Annotated in this window: 15 protein-coding genes; 5 read left to right on the top strand and 10 right to left on the bottom strand. The window is 69.3% G+C overall.

Translation table 11 applies throughout. The features are described 5' to 3' along the window. The first annotated feature begins 248 nt into the window (after positions 1–248). Positions 249–584, top strand: a complete 336-nt coding sequence (locus tag ABZS97_RS38385) for a hypothetical protein (RefSeq protein ID WP_356146046.1) — start codon at positions 249–251, stop codon at positions 582–584. Positions 585–758: 174 nt separating this feature from the next. Further along, positions 759–1,865: a hypothetical protein gene (locus tag ABZS97_RS38380; protein WP_356146043.1), complete on the top strand. Its 1,107-nt coding sequence runs from the start codon at positions 759–761 to the stop codon at positions 1,863–1,865. Between the two features lie 51 nt (positions 1,866–1,916). On the opposite strand, the gene ABZS97_RS38375 is transcribed toward ABZS97_RS38380, so the two are convergent. The 5 genes from ABZS97_RS38375 to ABZS97_RS38355 form a co-directional block, all read right to left on the bottom strand. After that, positions 1,917–2,354 (bottom strand): glutaredoxin domain-containing protein, encoded by a 438-nt coding sequence (locus tag ABZS97_RS38375; RefSeq protein WP_356146040.1) that lies wholly within the window; start codon positions 2,352–2,354, stop codon positions 1,917–1,919. A 47-nt stretch (positions 2,355–2,401) separates the two neighbouring features. Beyond that, positions 2,402–2,971, bottom strand: a complete 570-nt coding sequence (locus tag ABZS97_RS38370; RefSeq protein ID WP_356146036.1) for a suppressor of fused domain protein — start codon at positions 2,969–2,971, stop codon at positions 2,402–2,404. A 352-nt stretch (positions 2,972–3,323) separates the two neighbouring features. Then, positions 3,324–4,244 (bottom strand): alpha/beta hydrolase, encoded by a 921-nt coding sequence (locus ABZS97_RS38365; protein ID WP_356146033.1) that lies wholly within the window; start codon positions 4,242–4,244, stop codon positions 3,324–3,326. 122 nt (positions 4,245–4,366) lie between these two features. Beyond that, positions 4,367–5,332, bottom strand: a complete 966-nt coding sequence (locus ABZS97_RS38360; RefSeq protein ID WP_356146030.1) for a sigma-70 family RNA polymerase sigma factor — start codon at positions 5,330–5,332, stop codon at positions 4,367–4,369. Positions 5,333–5,474: 142 nt separating this feature from the next. Then, on the bottom strand, positions 5,475–6,158 hold the full coding sequence (locus ABZS97_RS38355; RefSeq protein ID WP_356146027.1) for a transglycosylase SLT domain-containing protein: 684 nt from the start codon (positions 6,156–6,158) through the stop codon (positions 5,475–5,477). 1,056 nt (positions 6,159–7,214) lie between these two features. On the opposite strand from ABZS97_RS38355, the gene ABZS97_RS38350 reads away from it, so the two are divergent. After that, positions 7,215–8,015, top strand: a complete 801-nt coding sequence (locus ABZS97_RS38350; protein WP_356146024.1) for an alpha/beta hydrolase — start codon at positions 7,215–7,217, stop codon at positions 8,013–8,015. 18 nt (positions 8,016–8,033) lie between these two features. Here the strand turns inward: ABZS97_RS38350 and ABZS97_RS38345 are convergent, their stop codons facing one another. Together ABZS97_RS38345 and ABZS97_RS38340 are read right to left on the bottom strand one after the other, a co-directional pair. Then, complete coding sequence (locus ABZS97_RS38345; protein WP_356146021.1) at positions 8,034–10,799, bottom strand: LuxR family transcriptional regulator; 2,766 nt, start codon at positions 10,797–10,799, stop codon at positions 8,034–8,036. A gap of 366 nt (positions 10,800–11,165) precedes the next feature. Beyond that, positions 11,166–11,936 (bottom strand): glucose 1-dehydrogenase, encoded by a 771-nt coding sequence (locus ABZS97_RS38340; protein ID WP_356146018.1) that lies wholly within the window; start codon positions 11,934–11,936, stop codon positions 11,166–11,168. A 433-nt stretch (positions 11,937–12,369) separates the two neighbouring features. On the opposite strand from ABZS97_RS38340, the gene ABZS97_RS38335 reads away from it, so the two are divergent. Next, a complete protein-coding gene (locus tag ABZS97_RS38335; RefSeq protein ID WP_356146015.1) occupies positions 12,370–13,206 on the top strand; it encodes a prephenate dehydratase in 837 nt (278 codons plus the stop codon). 57 nt (positions 13,207–13,263) lie between these two features. Here ABZS97_RS38335 and ABZS97_RS38330 read toward each other — a convergent pair whose 3' ends face one another. The 3 genes from ABZS97_RS38330 to ABZS97_RS38320 all read right to left on the bottom strand — a co-directional run bounded on the left by ABZS97_RS38330 (position 13,264) and on the right by ABZS97_RS38320 (position 16,170). Then, positions 13,264–13,752 (bottom strand): TetR/AcrR family transcriptional regulator, encoded by a 489-nt coding sequence (locus ABZS97_RS38330; protein ID WP_356146049.1) that lies wholly within the window; start codon positions 13,750–13,752, stop codon positions 13,264–13,266. Positions 13,753–14,310: 558 nt separating this feature from the next. Next, on the bottom strand, positions 14,311–15,204 hold the full coding sequence (locus ABZS97_RS38325; protein WP_356146012.1) for a helix-turn-helix domain-containing protein: 894 nt from the start codon (positions 15,202–15,204) through the stop codon (positions 14,311–14,313). A gap of 105 nt (positions 15,205–15,309) precedes the next feature. Then, entirely contained in the window at positions 15,310–16,170 is an 861-nt protein-coding gene (locus ABZS97_RS38320) for an alpha/beta hydrolase (protein ID WP_356146008.1), read from the bottom strand. Between the two features lie 192 nt (positions 16,171–16,362). Between ABZS97_RS38320 and msrA the strand changes: the two genes are divergently transcribed. Continuing rightward, positions 16,363–16,878 carry a peptide-methionine (S)-S-oxide reductase MsrA gene (msrA, locus tag ABZS97_RS38315; protein ID WP_356146004.1) on the top strand — a complete coding sequence of 172 codons (516 nt, stop codon included), beginning with the start codon at positions 16,363–16,365 and terminating at the stop codon, positions 16,876–16,878. The last annotated feature ends 26 nt before the right edge of the window (positions 16,879–16,904 follow it).

The raw sequence follows: 16,904 nt of genomic DNA, 5'->3' as shown, positions 1-16,904 counted from the left end.
AAGGAGTTGGGGCTGGAGCCGTCGGCGCGGTTGCATCGGTTGCAGCACTCGTTGTTGGTGTCCACTCCGGCTGCCGGGATGCCCGGTCCGCCGGTCGCGTCCGGTCCGTCCGGGGCGTCGGTGCCGGGGCAGGGCGGCGGACGCCTCGTCCGCGTCGACTGAGCCCGTGACCCGGGCCGGCCGGCTGAGCCTCTGAGAACGCTCAAGTCCCTTGCCAGGCAGAGAGCATGACCGTCACGGTGATCCGTATGGCAGCTCTTTCAGGACTGAACAAGAAGCACAACGTCGTTCTGGTCATCCGGGACACCGACACGGTCGCGATCGCCCTGCGTCAGGCACTCGCCGAGGCGTCGCCCGAGGAGCGCCCAGGCCTGGAACGCGCCGTCGCAGTCGCCGAGTCCACCGCCGCCGCCACCGAAACCCAACTGCGCGCCCGCTGGGTCCACTCGCGACTGGCCGCCACCGGTTTCAACGGAGACATCGCCTCCATCGCGGCGGTGAAGGCACTACGACAGGCGGAGCCGAAGCTGAGCCTGCTGGCAGCGGTGCAACTGCAGAAGGAAGCAGTGGCGCATCCGGAGTGAGCCGCTCACTGGCGGCGTAGGTGACGGCCTGCACGGCTCGCGCTGGAGCTCCTGCACCGGTCTTCGCACTGAAACTGATGCTCCATGCCATGGTGGCGCCTCGCGACGGAGAGAAAACATGTTGGTCGGGCGCCGGCGAACTGCAACGATGTCCCTTTCCCCAGCGGAGGACATTTGTTCGTCTTCGTGTGTGCCGGGTGCGACACCGAGCTGACCACCCCGCTGTCCCAGGTCGCCCTGCCGGTCCACGCCCATCAGAAGTACGGGAACGGGATTCAGCTCCCGGTGCTCATGGAGCCGGGCACGTTCGCGGTGGAGCCGGAGCCCTGGGGGCCGCCCTGGCGGACGTGGGAGAAGGTCGATCCCGACGAGGCGGCGGCCCGCGGCATCTACGCGCCGCTCTACGCCCTGTCCGACGGCGAGCCCGGCGCGATCGTCGTCGCCCCCGGAGACACCCGCGGCACCCGACTCATCCCGGACAAGTGCGGCGGCTACTGCTGCGGCCTCGACGGGGCCGACGGCCCCAACCTGGCCTGCGAGGCGTGCGGCCTGCCCGTGGCGAGCAGGATCGACGACTGCTCGCTCTGGCAGGCGGTGTGGCTCGCCCCCAACGCCGTGCACCGCCTGCCAGTCGACGACGCCGCGGCCACACCGCTTTCGTGGACAGAAGTGACGGCCACGGGGAAGAGCACGCCGCCGTTCGAGCCGATCGCAACATGGGGCGGCCTGCTGGGGACGGGCCACTTCTGGTCATGGAGCCCCCAGTGGGAGGCGGCGGCCGGTCACGCTCTCGCCCACCTGCTGGCGGCCTCGCAAGGCGGGCCGGTGACCGTCCGGGACGGCCTGACCGAGGATGTGTTCCAACGCGCCCTCGACACCCTGCTGCCCGCGGGTCCAACGGCGCGGCGCGCCGTCCTGGCCGGCCCGGAACGCCCCGCCCCCGACACGCACGCCGACATCCTCCTCGTGCCAACCCATCCGCAGACGGGGAAAGTCTGGGCCCCGCCCGGCCCGGCCGCCTCGGCGTACTTGGTGCCGCTGCCCTTCGGGGTATGGCTGTGGCTGGCCTTCCCCACACCGCACTTGCCCATCCCCGCATCCGGCACCATGCCCGACGGCGTCCTGCGCGATGACCCGCCCGCACCGAGCCCCCTTCGGCTGTTCCAAGCCGACCCAAGGACCTTCCAGCACACCCTCGCCCGGCTGCCCGCCGTCCGCAGCCCATGGCTGCGCGACACCCTCGCCAACCTCACGCAGCACACACGCGCCCGCATCTTCTGACCTGGTTCCTCAGCGTTCCGTCCGCCGCGTACGACGGACCACCACACCCGATCACGTGATGCGGGAGAGCTGCTTGCGCACCCACACAGGATCGGGGTTGGTGTGCGGATCGCCGGCCACAACTACCGTCGGCACGGTCTCATCACCGTCGTTGGCCGCCCTCACTGCTGCCGCTCCAGCCGGGTCGCGCCAGATGTCGACCCAGTGCAACTGGCTGACGCTACGCCCCAATCGGATGCGCAGGCGAAGGCAGTACGTGCAGCCCGGCCGCCAGAACACGACCGGTTTGCCGTCGACCGCGCTACGGCGTTGTGCCTCCAGCGCACCGATCGACTTCGGGAAGACCAGAGGCGAGTTCACGCCCGCGAGCAGCGCAAACACCAGCAGGGATACGGCGGCTGTACCGGGGGCTCCGCTGAATGTCAGCCCAGTCGCAACGACAGAGCCGGAGAGCATCAACAGCACCGGCAAGATCCAAGCACGCGTCATGAGGACAAAGGCTACCGATGGGCACCAGGGCAGCCGTGCTCGTCAGGTCAGACTGCGGGGCGGCGCAACACGTCAGTGGGCTCCCAGTCGCTCTTCCAAAAGGCTTCAAGCCCACGCTCGTTGATGAACTGCCGCTCCACCTCATGGATGGGGTAGATCCCCTGGATATTGATCGAGTCGTGCCCGTCGTGTCCCGGAACACCGACGTCGATGCCGAGGCAGTCCTTTCTGTCGAGGACGAGCGGCGCGAAAACGCAGAACGCCTTCATCTCCGACTCCGCAACGATGCGTTCGCCGAAGTTGATGGTGCTGCCGTAGCCGAAGGGGCAGGTGCCACGGAGCTGCTCGGCAAGGTGGCCCACCGCATGGGCCCAGATGACGTTGGTCGAACTCACGCTGAGACAGAGTTCCGGCGAGCCGTGCTGCCAGTCCGGGTGCTCAGCCAGTGACAAGCCGTAGGTAAGCGCCGTGAGAAGCCCGTCCGGCAGGTCGTCGTACACGATCTCCGTCACGCCACGCAGACCCTGTTTGGTCGACTCGACGGGGAAGAACCGCGGCTCCCTGCCCCCGGAAAGGCGATCAAGATGGGCAAGATACTTCTCTACGCGGCTGGCCATGCCATCAGCCTGCACGATCACTGAAACGTGGGCGCCGCTGGGGTGTTCCAGGTGCGTGCGGGGAGTGCGCTATGCTTGATCTTGAGCTGGTCGCCGGAACTCACGGCGTCTGGTGCTGCGTTGGTCGTCTAAGGAAAGATGTCCCGCTTCCTGCGGGAAGATGCAGGTGCAAGGCCTGCCCGGCGCTCGAAACGAAACCCATCCCACATGTTGTGGGGTGGGTTTCGTGCTTTGAATCCCCTTCTCCTCAAGGAGGGGATCTCTGGCTCACCTTGGCTGCGGGCCGGCGGTCCTGAGGGTGACGTGCGTCGGCGAAGAGGGCCGACGCACGTCGTGAGGCGCCTCCGGCCGGCTACAGGGCGCCCTTCTGCGCGGCGCTGGTCCGCAGGACGAAGTCACGGACCGCGCCGGCGAACAGCTCGGGCTCCTCGATGTGCCCCATGTGGCCGCTGTTCTCCAGGACCAGCAGCTGCGAGTCGGGGATCAGCTCGTCGAGTTCGAGCGCCCAGCGTGGCCCGCAGATCACGTCGTGCCGGCCCACGACGACCAGAGCCGGTACCGCCAGCCCCTTCAGGGCGGCGCGATCGTCGATGACATCAGGTACGAGGTTTTCGTCCAGGCCCGAGATGTACGTCGCCCGGATCGCGTTCCGGATCGGGGCGAGTCGCTCCTCGTTGCCCCAGTAGTCGGCGAAGTACGACGGCAGTACACCGCGGGCGACCGCCACGGTCTGCTCGTCGCCGGAGATGGCGGACATCGCGCCGAAGGCGGCCAGGACATCGGCGAGTCCGGGGTGGCCGGCGTGCTTCGCGGCGAAGGCCTCCACCAGGCGGCCCGCCTCCTCGCCGTGTTCGGGACCGGTGACGGGCGCGCCTTCGTACAGCACGACACCCGCCACCTGCTCGGGACGGTGCAGGGCGTGGTGGGCGGCCACGAACGCGCCGTGCGAATGCCCCAGGAGGTGCACCTCGGACACGCCGAGCTGGTTGATCAGTACTTGCAGAAAGCGGCTGTACCTCTCCCGGGTGTAGCCATGGGGGTGCGAGGGGAGACGGCTGTCCTCGGCGGTGCCGACCGGTTCGACGTAGACCATCGTCAGGTGTTCTTCGAGGGCGGGCATGCGCAGGTAGTCCCAGAAGATGCCGGGACCGCCCGAGTGCGCCACGCACACCGGGCCGCTGCCGTGGACGTGGTACCGCTGAACGATTCCGCCCCTCTGATGGGAGTGGGTGCCGGGGGAGAGGGGGTCGGTGTGTGCGGTGGACGTGTTCATCAGGGTCTCCGAAAGGTCCGCAGGTGTCAGTGACACCGACAAGACGCTCCGGAATCCGAGAAGTTTTATCGCCGGGATGTGATCTGGGTCATGTCGCCGGGGCGATGTGCCCGAGCCAGGCCTCAGGCCGCGACTGGAGCCGGCACGGACTCAGGGCGCGATGCGTGGTGGAGGGAGACCCGGTTGAAACGCCCGCCGTCCAGCGACATGATCCAGGCGACACCGGGCGGGCAGTGGTCCGGGTCGTCGGGCGGGTTGACCAACTCCATCTCCCAGATGACCAGGGACCGGCCGGCCACCACGTGCAAGGGGCGCTGGCGCACTCCCGCCGTAAGATCCCAGTCCATCCCCGCCAGCAGGAGGTCCGCTCCGCCCAGCCGACGGCCTCCGGTCAGCAGCGAGACGTCAGCGGAGTAGCGGTCCCTGACCACCTTGTCGAACTCGCCGCGCTCGGCGGCCGCGAGGGTCTCGCGCACCTCCTGCCAACTGGCTTCGGTACGGCGTATCACGTCCTCGTGCGCCGTTGCCGCGGTGGCGGTGAGGGTATGCGCGAGGGCGCTGCGCGCCTGGCTCAGCCGACTACGCACGGTGCTGACGGGAACCGAGCAGGCTTCGGCTATCTGCTGGTACGAGGTGATCCCGGTGGAGAAGTAGCGCAGGACGATCGGCAGGCGCAGGGTCGGGGACAACGCCTCGACGGCCTCCCAGATCCAGTCCCGCAGTGCATGGGTCTGCAGGATCTGCTCGGGCGTGCCGCCGTCCGACGGCAGTGGCACCGACTCCTTGGGCTCGACACGTTGTGCCGCGCGCAGCAGTGTCCGGCAGCTGTTGCGTACGACCATGCGCAGCCATGGCCCCACGGCTTCCGGATCGCGTACGTCCACGATCCGGCGCAGCGCCACCAGCGCCGCTTCCTGCATGACGTCGTCCACGTCGGGGCCCGGCCCCAGCACGCTGAGCGCCACGGCACGCATTCCGGGCCGGTGCCGCTCCAGGAGCTGGGCGAGCGCCGATATGTCGCCCGCCTGCGCGGCCCGTGTCAGTGCCGCGTCCTCCGCCGGCCCGGTGTCTCCCGGTATCCCGCTCATGCCTTGCCCTCCCGGCCGCGACACCTGTCTTCCGTCGACCCTAACCGCATCACCTACCTGGTGACCGGGGCGACCAGGCCATGACGTGAACAGCCGAAACCATGTGTGGTGCCAAGGTACGTGTGGTGGTTCGGGCCGGGTCTCAGTACCAGTGGTTGGCCAGCCAGAACGACCAGGCGCCGCAAGGGCTGTCGTAGGTGCTGTTCATGTAGCTGAGGCCCCACTTGATCTGGGTGGCCGGGTTGGTCCGCCAGTCGGCGCCGGCGGAGGACATCTTGGAGCCGGGCAGGGACTGGACGAGGCCGTAGGCGCCGGTGGAGGCGTTGACCGCCCGGTAGTTCCAGCTGGACTCGTGGTTCACGATGTTGCTGAAACACTGGAGCTGGCCGCTCGGCACCATCTGCGCCGCCATCGCCTTGATCTGCGCGACGGTGTAGGAGCTCTGGACAGGGAAGCCGGAGGCGTCCCGGGAGGCCGCCGTCTTGGCTTCGGCACGCTCCTTGGCTTCCTTCGCCGCCTGCTGGGCGGCTTCCTTCTTTTCGGACGCCGACTTCGCAGCGGTCTTGCGGGCTGATTCCTCGGCGTTCTTCCTGGCGTTCGCGTCGGCGGCGATGGCCTGGACATCGGCCTGTTGCGTCAGGGAGGCGGTCTGCACCTGGGCTTGGTGACCCGTCGGTATGTCCGCGAGGAGTGTGGCGTCGGCCGGCGTCGCCTCGGCGTCGTCGTTCTGCGCGGCGCTGCCCGGGGCAATGCCGACGACGCTTCCGACAGCGGTGACCGCGGTGGCGGAGGCCACCGCCAATCCCCGGACCGAAATCGGGCTCACACGTCTTCCTTCCGGTTGGACCGTAGGCTCCTGCCGCGACCGCCGCAGCCATCTCGCCTGCGGGGCCCGGCAGTTGGATCACTCTGCCGGGCTGGAGCAGATGGTGCAATCGTGAAGCTGGTGTGAATACTCACACCTGTTGTCAGCCCGGTGGCTTGCGAGTGCATGCAGAAGCGCCCGCGCTGCGGTCGGCTCTGGTGGGTGGAGTGGCCGCCCTCACCTCCGGAGGGAAGAGCATGAGGACGGCCGCCCCGTCCTGCGGCCAGGTCAGCCAATCAAAACCCTGACCGCAGGAGTTCCTCACTGGGTCAACGGAGCGGGAGCCGTGGAAGGTTCACGGATGGGGCAGGACAACCGACTCGACGGCGACGCACGGTCGGGAAGTGCTGCCGGAGGGCGCCCGCCCACGGGGGGCACGTGGGCGGCCGGTCACCGGGTCCGATGATCCCGCCCCTGTATGTCGCGCGCTGCTGGAGATTCCGCTTGGCGGGCACTGCGCTGTCGGCGCTCGGCGACCGTTCCTCAGGGGCCTGGAGCAGATCCGTGGTGGCGGCCTCCCAGTCGATCTCGGCGAACTCCCGACCGGCGAGAACGCGTTCGTAGGTGTGCTCCAGCCACCCCTCCAGCGGCGGCTTGGGCAGCTCGCGGGCCGCCCTCGACGAGAAGCTCCACCGACACAACCAGGGGTGCCGCCGGGTCGAACCGGAACTCCGCCCTGATGGTCTGTCTGACGGCGACGTCCAGCACACGCTCGATGTCAGGGCCAGTTCAGGACGGACGTCCCGCGCCAAGTGGGCCCAACCTCATCGACTTCGACGGTGAGTCGTGGTGACGAACGTCCGCCAGACGGGCACCGGCCCTTGTGGGGGCGCCTCCCAGGCACCCTTTCCCGGTCCTTTTCAGGACGGCTCTTCCCGGGGCGCTCGGCCCCTGCCGCCCTCGCGGATGGCCAACATTAAGTCATTCGACTGTCGCCCTTGACCTGTGCCTGAACGATCCTGAAACCGTCGCCCGCATGCCGGAGCCGGGTGATCGTCATGCTCGGAGGGGCCAGCCGTGAACCGCACTCCCGTCGTCTTCATCCATGGCACCTGGCTGCACGCGCTGTCCTGGGAGTCATGGGCGGAGCGCTTTGCCGGCCGGGGGTTTCTCGCCCGCATGCCCGGATGGCCGGGGGAGCCGGCCGCCGTCCGGGAGATGCGCACGTCCTCCGAGAGACTCGCTGGCATGGGCCTGGACGTGCTGACAGACCACTACGCAGGAATTGTGCGTTCATTCGAAACGGCGCCGGTGATCGTCGGTCACTCGGTCGGTGGCCTCATCGCGCAGCACCTCATCGGCGCCAACATCGGCCGGGCCGCGGTGGCCATCGCATCCGCTCCGATCAACGACATCCAACTGCCCGAGCCCCCGGGCCGGTTGTGGGCTCCGGGCCGGGCCGTGGGCTCCCAAGAGTTGGTGTCCCTGTCTCCGGAGCAGTTCCACCATGCCTTCGCGAACACCGCTGCGGCGGCGGAGTCCGACCGGCTCTTCGAACGCTATGCGGTGCCGACGCCCCGCCGTCTGATCGCCGACCTCGGGCACACAGGCGCGGTACGCAGCCCGCGTACCGTGGTGGATGTCGGCAACGCGGACCGCGGCCCGCTCCTGCTGGTCTCCGGGCAGGAGGACCTGCTGGTGCCCGACGCCGTCACGCGCGCGGCGTACAAACAGTACGGCGACTCGACTGCCGTGACGGATCTCAAGCAGTTCGCGGATCGTGCGCACTCCCTGGTCATCGACAGCGGGTGGAAATTTGTCGCCGACTACGTGCTCGGCTGGCTGGAGGAACGCGGCCTCCGCGCCTACCCCGCGTAGGGGATCGGCGTGCCGCGGTCACATGTTCTGGTCGTCAGGGAGCTTGCCCAGGGCGTCGCGGAGGGCGGCGCGTGAGGTGATGCCGAGTTTGGGGAAGACGCGGTAGAGGTGTGAGCTGACCGTGCGGGGTGACAGATGCATGCGTTCGCCGATCTGCTTGTTGGTGAGGCCGCCGGCGGCGAAGTCGGCGATGCGGCGTTCCTGCCAGGTCAGTGCGGCCAGATGCGCCGACGAGGTGAAGGTGGACGCACCTGCGGCACGAAGCTCGGTCCGGGCGCGGTCGGCCCAGGTCTGTGCGCCCAGCCGTTCGAAGGTCTCCGCGGCGAGGGTGAGCGGGTGTCGTGCGGCTTTGGGGCCTTGGCTGTGGCGTTGGCGGATGCCGTGGGCGAGTTGGATGCGGGCGTGTTCGTAGGGGAAGTGCGGGGCGGCGGGGTGGGTTTGGGCGTGGCGGAAGAGTGTGTCGGCCTGGGTGGGGTCGGTGGTGGTCATGGCGAGGGCGCCGTAGGTGATGAGGGCGAGGCGAGGGGAGATGTCGGGGAGGCCTGCGTTTCGGGCCGCGAGGGCGTGCGTGCGGGCTTGTTCGGTGCGGCCGGTGTGGAGGGCTGCTTCCACGAGGTCGAGGAGCGTGCGGGGGGCTTGATGGGCGTAGGGAGTGAACGTGCCCGGGGATGTGATGCCGATGGCGTGGAGGTAGGCGGCTTCGTAGTCGCCTTCGGTGAGGGCGGCGGTGGTGCCGATGGCGTCGGTGATCTGGGTGAGGAAGCCGACGCCGCGCGGGCGGGCCCAGGCGTCGACGGTGGCCTGCATGTCCCGGGCCAGGTCGACCTGACCTCGCATGGCGGCCACCAGACCCAGATACGCCTGGGTGTGAAGAACGAACAGCGTGTGCCCGTGCGTTGTCGTCAGCTCCAGGCAGCGCTGTCCGGTGCGCTCGGCCTCGGCCCACTCGCCGACGCCGATCTGGTCCAGCATGATCAGGTGCAGCATGGTCATGGCGTCCGCCAGGGCCCCCGTCTCCACCTCGCGCTCCACGGTGCGCTGCAGATACGGCCGGTACTGGCTGAGTGTGTCCACGTGGTAGGCGGCGACGCACAGCCGGGTGACATCCCACGGCTCCAGGCGGGGGAGAGCGGCGAAGGAGTGTTCCACCCGCTCTCGTACGCCGGCGCCGCGACGCACCACGTCGCCCCAGGCGTCCTGGTAGACGCGCGAATGCGAGGAGACCAAGTCGCCCAGCGAGTCGAGGAGTTCGTGGGTCCGCTCCCACGCGTCCTCGTCGCTCGCGTACTGGTTCATGGCCAGCAGCAGGTCGATCAGGCGCGTGAGTACCTCGTTCGGCTCCCGCACCCCGCCGTCGCGCATGCTCTCGATCGCCGCGAAGACCTGGCGCTGTGACGACCGCACGTCCCCGTCCTCGAAGAACGCGACATAACCCGACGCGACCACCGAGGCCGGGGAATCGTCGTTGCCGGCCCCGGAGTTCGAGCGGAGCAGTTGCCGTGCCTGGTCCAGCTGGCCGGCGTGCCCGGCGACGTATGCAGCGCTGCCCAGCAGCCTTGACCGTTCCTCTCGGCTCTCGCTGAGTTCCGCGGCACGCGTCAGCCAGGCCATGGCGGCCACCGCGCCGCCGCGTCGGGTGGCGGAGACCGCGGCCGCCTCCAATGCGGCCGCGACCTGCTCATCGGGGTCGACCGTCGAGGCCGAGAGATGCGTGGCCCGCCGCTCGACGTCGTCGCGGTGGACATGGGCGAGGGCCGCGTGAGCCGCGCGCCGCTCGTTGGGTGTGGCCGTCTGCACCACGGTGGAACGCACGAGCGGGTGCCGGAAGACGAAGTCCCCGCTGAGTGGATCGATGTCCAGCAGACCGCAGGCCGCGGCCTCGTCGGCGTCACGAATCCTGTAGCGCGTGCCCCGGGTGCGGTCGGCCGCCGTACCCGCTCCGACGCCGTCCAGTGCGCCGCGCAGCAGCTCAGCGCGCACGGTGTCGCCGAGGGCCTGGAAGCGCGCGCCGTACACGTGCTGCAGGCGCAGGGGCAGCGGGATGCCGGTGTACCCGAACAGTTCCTCGGGATTGCGTCTTGCCCGGCCGCTGCGCACATAGGGCGGCAGTTCCAGCAGGGCCAACGGGTTGCCCTGGGCCTCGTCCAGAACCAGACGGCGGATCTGCGGATCGAGGCCGGGGTGGTGCATGTCCAGGAGTTGTTCGGAGACCTTCTCCGGCAGCGTGGTCACGGGCAGCTCCGGCAGCGCGGCCGTGTCGAAGCCCGAGGGCACCTCGGAGCGCAGCCCGACGAGGAGCTTCACCGAGCTGCCGGTCAGTCGGCGCCCCACGAAACCGCACACCGCGGTGCTGGAGGTGTCGAGCCACTGGCCGTCGTCGAGCACCAGCAGGAGAGGTTGCTGCGACGCCGCGAGGGAGAGCAGGTCGAGAACGGCGATCCCGAGCGTCATGACTGAGGGGGCTGTGCCCTCGCCCCTGCCGAAGACGACGTCGAACACCCCTCGGTGCGGATCGTCCAGTCGGTCGATGTAGGTGAGCAGCGGATACAGGAACTGATGCAGACCGGCGAACGGCAGCTCCGACTCGGCCTCGACTCCTGCTGCCCTGATCACCTTGTGCTGCTCGGCCGTCGCGTGTTCGACGACGTGGTCGAGCAGTGCGCTCTTGCCCACACCCGCGTCACCGCGCAGGACGAGGGCCCGCCCTCCGGAGGCCGCCACGAACGCCGACAGCACCTCCTGCTCGCTTTCACGGCCGACCATGGCCCCGCCGATCGACTCCACCGCCCCCCACTCCCTTCACCGCTGAACCGGCCCGCCCCGAACGCTCTCGGGTCCGTGCGTACGGATCACGTCAGGCGCAATGGTGAGGATACGTTGCCCACGGCGGACACATGTCGAGCGGTTGCGTGTACGACAGCACGAGCCGAGTGACGTGTCACTCACACCTCATGCAGCAGACTAGATGGCGCCGTCGCGTTTCGTCACCGGGTATGGCCGAAAAGGTTCTTGTTGCGTGGCCGCGTGTGTTCCTTCGGGTGTGGCATGTTGACATGTTTCGGCGGCCCACGTTCCCGACTCACCACCCAAAGGCGCCGGTGGTGCACGAGCGGCTGCTCGCACACCCCGGCTTTCCGATCTGGTGACGGTTCAGGCGAGCCTGCCGCCGTCGACCCGGAGCACGGCGCCGGTGACGTAGGAGGCGCGGTCGCTCAGGAGCCAGGCCGCCGCCTCGGCGATCTCGTCGGGTTCGGCGGCGCGACGCAGCGCGGTCCGGGCGTTGAGCTGGTCGATGATGCCGGGCGACCGCTCGTCCCACTCGTAGATCATCTCGGTAAGCGTCGTTCCGGGGGCGATCGCGTTGACGCGGATGCCTTCCGGTCCGTACGCGGCGGCGGCCGAGGCGGTGATGTGGTTGAGCGCCGCCTTCGTGGCGCCGTATGCGGGCAGCGCGGGGTTGGGCACGAGGCTGCCGACGCTGGAGTTGTTGACGATCGCGCCCGTGCCCGAGGTGGCGCGGATCGCGGCGATCTCGGCCTTCATGGCCAGCCACGGGCCCTTGAGGTTGACAGCGCAGACCTGGTCGAAATCGGCCTCCGACAGCTGATCCATCGGCCCGGGCGGCTGCCCCGTGGCACCGTTGTTGAAGGCGAGGTCGAGACGGCCGTACAGCGTGACGGCCCGGTCGACGGCGGCGTGAATGCTCTGCGGGTCGGCCAGATCGCAGGTCACGTAGTCCGCGGTGCCGCCGGCCGTGCGGATCTCCTCGGTGACCGCCTTGAGTTCGCTCTCCGTGCGGGACGCGAGGAGGAGGCTGGCGCCTTCCCGGGCGAACAGCCGGGCCGCGGCGGCGCCGATGCCCCGTCCGGCACCGGTGACAAAGGCGACCTTGCCGGCGAGCAGGTTCGATGTGTGGTTCATGACGACGAGCCTCTGTCCCGCCGCACGCCTTGTCCAGGGATCAGCGGTACCTGGTTGGGCGGCCCGGTCCAACGGGCGAACCGGAGCGGTGACATGCTCGGCGGAGGTCTTCGGAGCGGCCGGACGTGCGAGGACGCTGCGCAGCGATTCCCGGTATCACGTACCTTTCGGAGGCCCCGCCCGGTCTCGGCCTCCGCCAGGACGGGCGCGGTGGTGCGGCCCAACTCCGCCAGCCGGTGCCGTACGACTGCCGCATTCTGCCGTCGCGGTGCCTACGAGGCGTACCAACCCGCCCCGGCCTCCGGCAAAAGCACAGGCCGGCACCCTCGGTGAACTTGATCGAGGCCTGTTCACCGATACTTGAGCAGGTGCGGTAGGCGACGGAGCTTCTGCTGCCACGCGACAGGACCTCCCTCCAGGAAGGCTGAACACGGTGACAACCGCCGCATATCAGGGTGAACCCGGATCCAACTCGGCGACGGTCGCGCGTGCCCTCTTCCCCGAGGGCGGCGAGTTGGCCTGCACGAACTTCGAACAGGCGCTGGACGCCGTGACGCTCGGCGCCGCCGACGTCGCCGTGATCCCGGTCGACAACTCCGCGGCCGGACGCGTCGCCGACGTGCACCACCTGCTGCCGGAGTCGGGGCTGTTCATCGTCGCCGAGTACTTCCACGCCATCCGCTTCGACCTGATGGGGGTGCCCGGCTCGAGCCTGGACCAGGTGGAGTGCGTACGCAGTCACGTGCACGCACTGGGACAGTGCCGCAAGCTGCTGCGGGAGGGCGGCTGGCGCACCCTCGTCAGCGACGACACCGCAGGAGCGGCGCGCGAGGTGGCCGAACTGGGCGACCCACGGCACGCGGCGCTCGCCCCGCCCGCCGCGGCCGCACTGTACGGACTTGACGTGCTGCGGGCCGAGGTCGAGGACGACCCGGACAACACCACACGGTTCGTCGTCCTCTCCCGGGACGCCGCCGTGGCTCCGTACACCGGGGAGCCGACGATGACGAGCCTGTTCTTCAGCGTCCGCAACATCCCCAGCGCGCTGTACAAGGCTCTGGGCGGGTTCGCCGGCAGCGGCGTGAACCTCACCAAGATCGAGAGCTATCAGATCGGCGCCGGTCTCAACGCCAGCCGGTTCTACGTCGAGATCGAGGGACACCCCGACGACGAGGGCGTCGCCCTTGCCCTGCATGAACTGCGCTTCTTCTCCACCGAGGTCCGCATCCTGGGTGTGTATCCCGCGCATCCGCACCGGTTGAAGAGCTGAGGATCCGCCTCACCAAGGGCCTGGCGCGCGGCACGCTCACTCAGCCTCAGCAGCGTGTCAGGGCGCCCCGAGGCCGTTGAGCAGGGTGTCCACGACGACGTCCGCCGCCCGCCCGGGGCCCAGGTCGGGCAGCTGCCGGGACACGAGGTGCATGAGCTGGGGCAGCAGCGCGCTCGCCCAGCCCTCCGGGAGACCGGGACGCAGAAGGCCTTCGTGGGTGGCGCGCCGCAGGAAGGCCTCGACCTCGGTGACAGAGGCGTCCCGCCGTGCGTGGACGCTGTCGTCGGCGAGCATGCGCGTGAGGTCGACGGGCCAGGTGCGGTTGACGGTGATGATGTTCTCGACGTAGCGGTGCAGGGCGACGGCGACGGGCGCTTCGCGCAGGCGTGCGTCTTCGATGGCGTGCTCGATGGCGGTGAGGCGGGCTTCGTAGATGGCCGCGAGGAGGTCTTCGCGGGAGGCGAAGCGGCGGTAGACGGTGCGCCGGTCCACGCCTGCCTCGGCGGCGATGCTCGCGATGCTCGTGCCGGGGTCGGCGGCGAGCATGCGCGCTCCGGTGGTCAGGACGGCTTCCAGGTTGCGCACTGCGTCGGCTCTCACCGCACCGAGTCTAGTGGCGGATGTGAAGCTTGAGACATCTAACGTCGCAACGACGTGGATGTCCCTCAAAGAAGCGCTATAACCAGGCGACAGGTAAGGCCAATAATGCCGTACCCACGATGAGCCTGATCGGTCGGCAGCCGCCGGTGCACCGGCGCAGCGGGTCAGCCGTCGCTGAGCGGTCAGCACCACGGTTCCCGGCCTGGCCGCGGTCGGCGCGGAGTCGGGATGCACCCTGGCGAACGTCGGGATCCGAGCGCTCGGCGTGCCTTCGACGGTGCACCGGCGTTCCCCAACTCGGTGGCCAGCCGAGGTCTTCCTTACGTCGTCCTCGGCTTCGCGGTGGGCGCTCCGGACCAGGCGGAGACGCTCCGGACCGGCCTGGCGCGGGTCGTGGAAGGGCTGGCGCCATGGGCGGCGGAGCGGAACATGGTCAACTTCCTCTTCCCGAACGGTGAGGGGTTGCAGTGCCTGCGGCTTCCCTTTCTTCCCCGGCGAAGAACCCTACTGACCGGGCATCTGGGGATCTCTGTCCCTCGCAGGGTTCGGTTCCGCAGGCTGCGCGGTCCAGGAGGTGAGGATGCGCAGGGCGTCGTGGGAGGGGCTGTCGGTTTCGGCGGTCAGGATCATCAGGCGTTGTCCGGAGGAGTCGGAGGCGGCCCAGGTGTCGCAGTCGAGGGTGAGTTCGCCGACCAGGGGATGGCGGTAGTGCTTGGTGCCGTAGGTTGCGCTGTTGACGCGGTGTTCGGCCCACCAGGTGCGGAAGTCGGCGTCCTGGACGGTCAGTTCGCCGACGAGGCGGGCGAGGTCCGCGTCGTCGGGGTCGGCTGCGGCTTCCATTCGCAAGGCGGCGACGGCGTCCCGGGCGTCGTGTTGCCATTCCTGGTGCATCGCCCGGATCGCGGGGTCGGTGAACATCAGACGCAGGTAGTTGCGCCGGTCGGCCGGGATGGCGGCGAAGTCGGTGTACAGCGCGATGGCGGCGGGGTTCCAGGCGAGGATGTCCAGGCGTTTGCCGAGGACCAGGGCGGGTGTGTGGGAGAGCTGGTCCAGGAGGCGGCGCATGGCGGGGCGCAGGCGCTGGGACGGTCGGCGGCGGTGCGGGCGTGCGTTGGTTCGGCCGGCAAGCTCGTAGAGGTACTTCTGCTGGTCGTCGTCGAGGTGCAGAGCGCGGGCCAGGGTGGCCAGGACGGGGGCCGAGGCGCGGACGCGGCCCTGTTCGAGGCGGGTGTAATAGTCCACGCTGATCGTGGCGAGCTGGGCGACCTCCTCGCGGCGCAGCCCCTTGACCCTGCGTGCGGAGTCCGTCCCGGGCAGGCCGCACTCATCCGGTGTCAGCTGCGCCCGGCGAGCCCTGAGGAAAGCACCGAGGGCACGGGGGTCGGAGTGCGAGGTCATGGCGTTCGTTCTCCTGTGGGCCGCACACGCGCGAGGTGTGCCGGTGATGTTCGTGGCGTCGCTTGAGGGCGGCGGGCCTGGAGCCCCGCCGCCCTCGGAGGAGTGTCAGCGGACGGTGGCGCGGGCGGCCCGCTCGATCACGTCGGCCACCAGGTAGGGGTGGGAGACGGCGACCGAGTGGGAAGCGGCGACCTCAGTGGTGTGCGCGTGGGCGCGCTTGGCCATGAAGCGCTGGACGGTGGCTGGGATGTTGAGGTCGCGCGTGGTGACGATGTCCCAGCTGGGCTTGGTCTTCCAGGCTGCGCTGGTGGCCTTCTCCTCCAGGGCGGCCTGGGCGATGGGGCGCTGCTCGGCGGCCATCAGGGCGGCCTGCTGGGCGGGCACGTCGGCGGCGAACTGGTGAGGGAACTTGTCCTGCTGGATGTAGAGATCGGTGGCGGTGGAGCCGTCGGCCTGCTGGTAGGTGACCGGGTCGAGGGCGTCGGGGAGGGTGGAGCCCGGGTACTTGGTGGTGAGCTCCAGGGCGCTCTCACCGGGGGCGGGCAGGAAAGCGGCGACGTAGACCAGGGCTTTGACCTCGGGGTCATTGGCGGCGGCCTGGCTGATGACGCTGCCGCCGTAGGAGTGTCCGACGAGGATCTTCGGGCCCTTGACGTGGTCGAGGAGCGTGCGCAGGGCGGCGGCGTCGGAGGCCGGGCCACGCAGCGGGTTGGCAGCGGCGACGACCGGGTAACCGTCGGCGCGCAGGTCCGCGACGACGCCGTTCCAGCTGGAGCCGTCGGCGAAGGCGCCGTGTTCCAGGACGATGGTCGGCTTGGTGTGCCGGCCGGCGTGGGTGGCATCTGTGGCCTCGGTCGCGCCGTTGGCGGTGCCGCTCAGGGCGAAGGCGCCGAGCGCGAGACCCGCTGTGGCCGTCGCTACCGCCCCAGTCGCCAGCCGCTTGCGTCCACCCTTGATACTCACCACGACAAACCCCTCTCAGACATGTTTCTCGGTATATGGGGCGGGGCCGGCACTGCCGACGTGCGTCACCGCCCTGACTGGTGATGAATTTGTCATGCGATTTGTCACCTGTCAAGATGGTGACGCGAGGAACGGGTTCGCGGCGTGCGAGCCTGGAACCTGCGCGGACTGACGCGGACAGAAAGGTGAGGTGCCATGAGTGACGCCGAGGAGAAGGCACTACTGGCAGGTGGCTGCTTCTGGGGCATGCAGGAGCTGATCCGGGCACTGCCCGGCGTGAGGGGCACCCGGGTGGGCTACAGCGGCGACGACGGCAAGCCCCATGCCACCTATCGCGACCACGGAAAGCACGCGGAGTCGATCGAGATCACCTTCGATCCCGGGGTCACCGACTACCGCACGATCCTGGAGTACTTCTTCCAGATTCACGACCCGAGCACGAGGGACCGCCAGGGCAACGACATCGGCCTCAGTTACCGCTCCGCCATCTTCTACTTCGACGACGAGCAGCGTCGCGTCGCGCAGGACACCATTGCCGACGTCGACGCGTCCGGGCTGTGGCCGGGACCGGTGGTGACCGAGGTGGTGCCGGCCGGCCCGTTCTGGGAGGCCGAGCCGGAGCACCAGGACTATCTCCAGCGCTACCCGGACGGCTACACCTGCCACTTCCCGCGGGCGAACTGGCGCCTGCCCAGGCGCGAAGCCTCCTGAACGCCGACGCGGCCGGGAAGGGCGTC

It is taken from the genome of Streptomyces sp. NPDC005485, from assembly GCF_040606085.1.
In the GTDB taxonomy this organism is placed as follows: domain Bacteria; phylum Actinomycetota; class Actinomycetes; order Streptomycetales; family Streptomycetaceae; genus Streptomyces.
The sequence above is the reverse complement of the archived record's forward strand: the minus strand, read 5'-3'. Positions and strand labels throughout refer to the sequence as shown.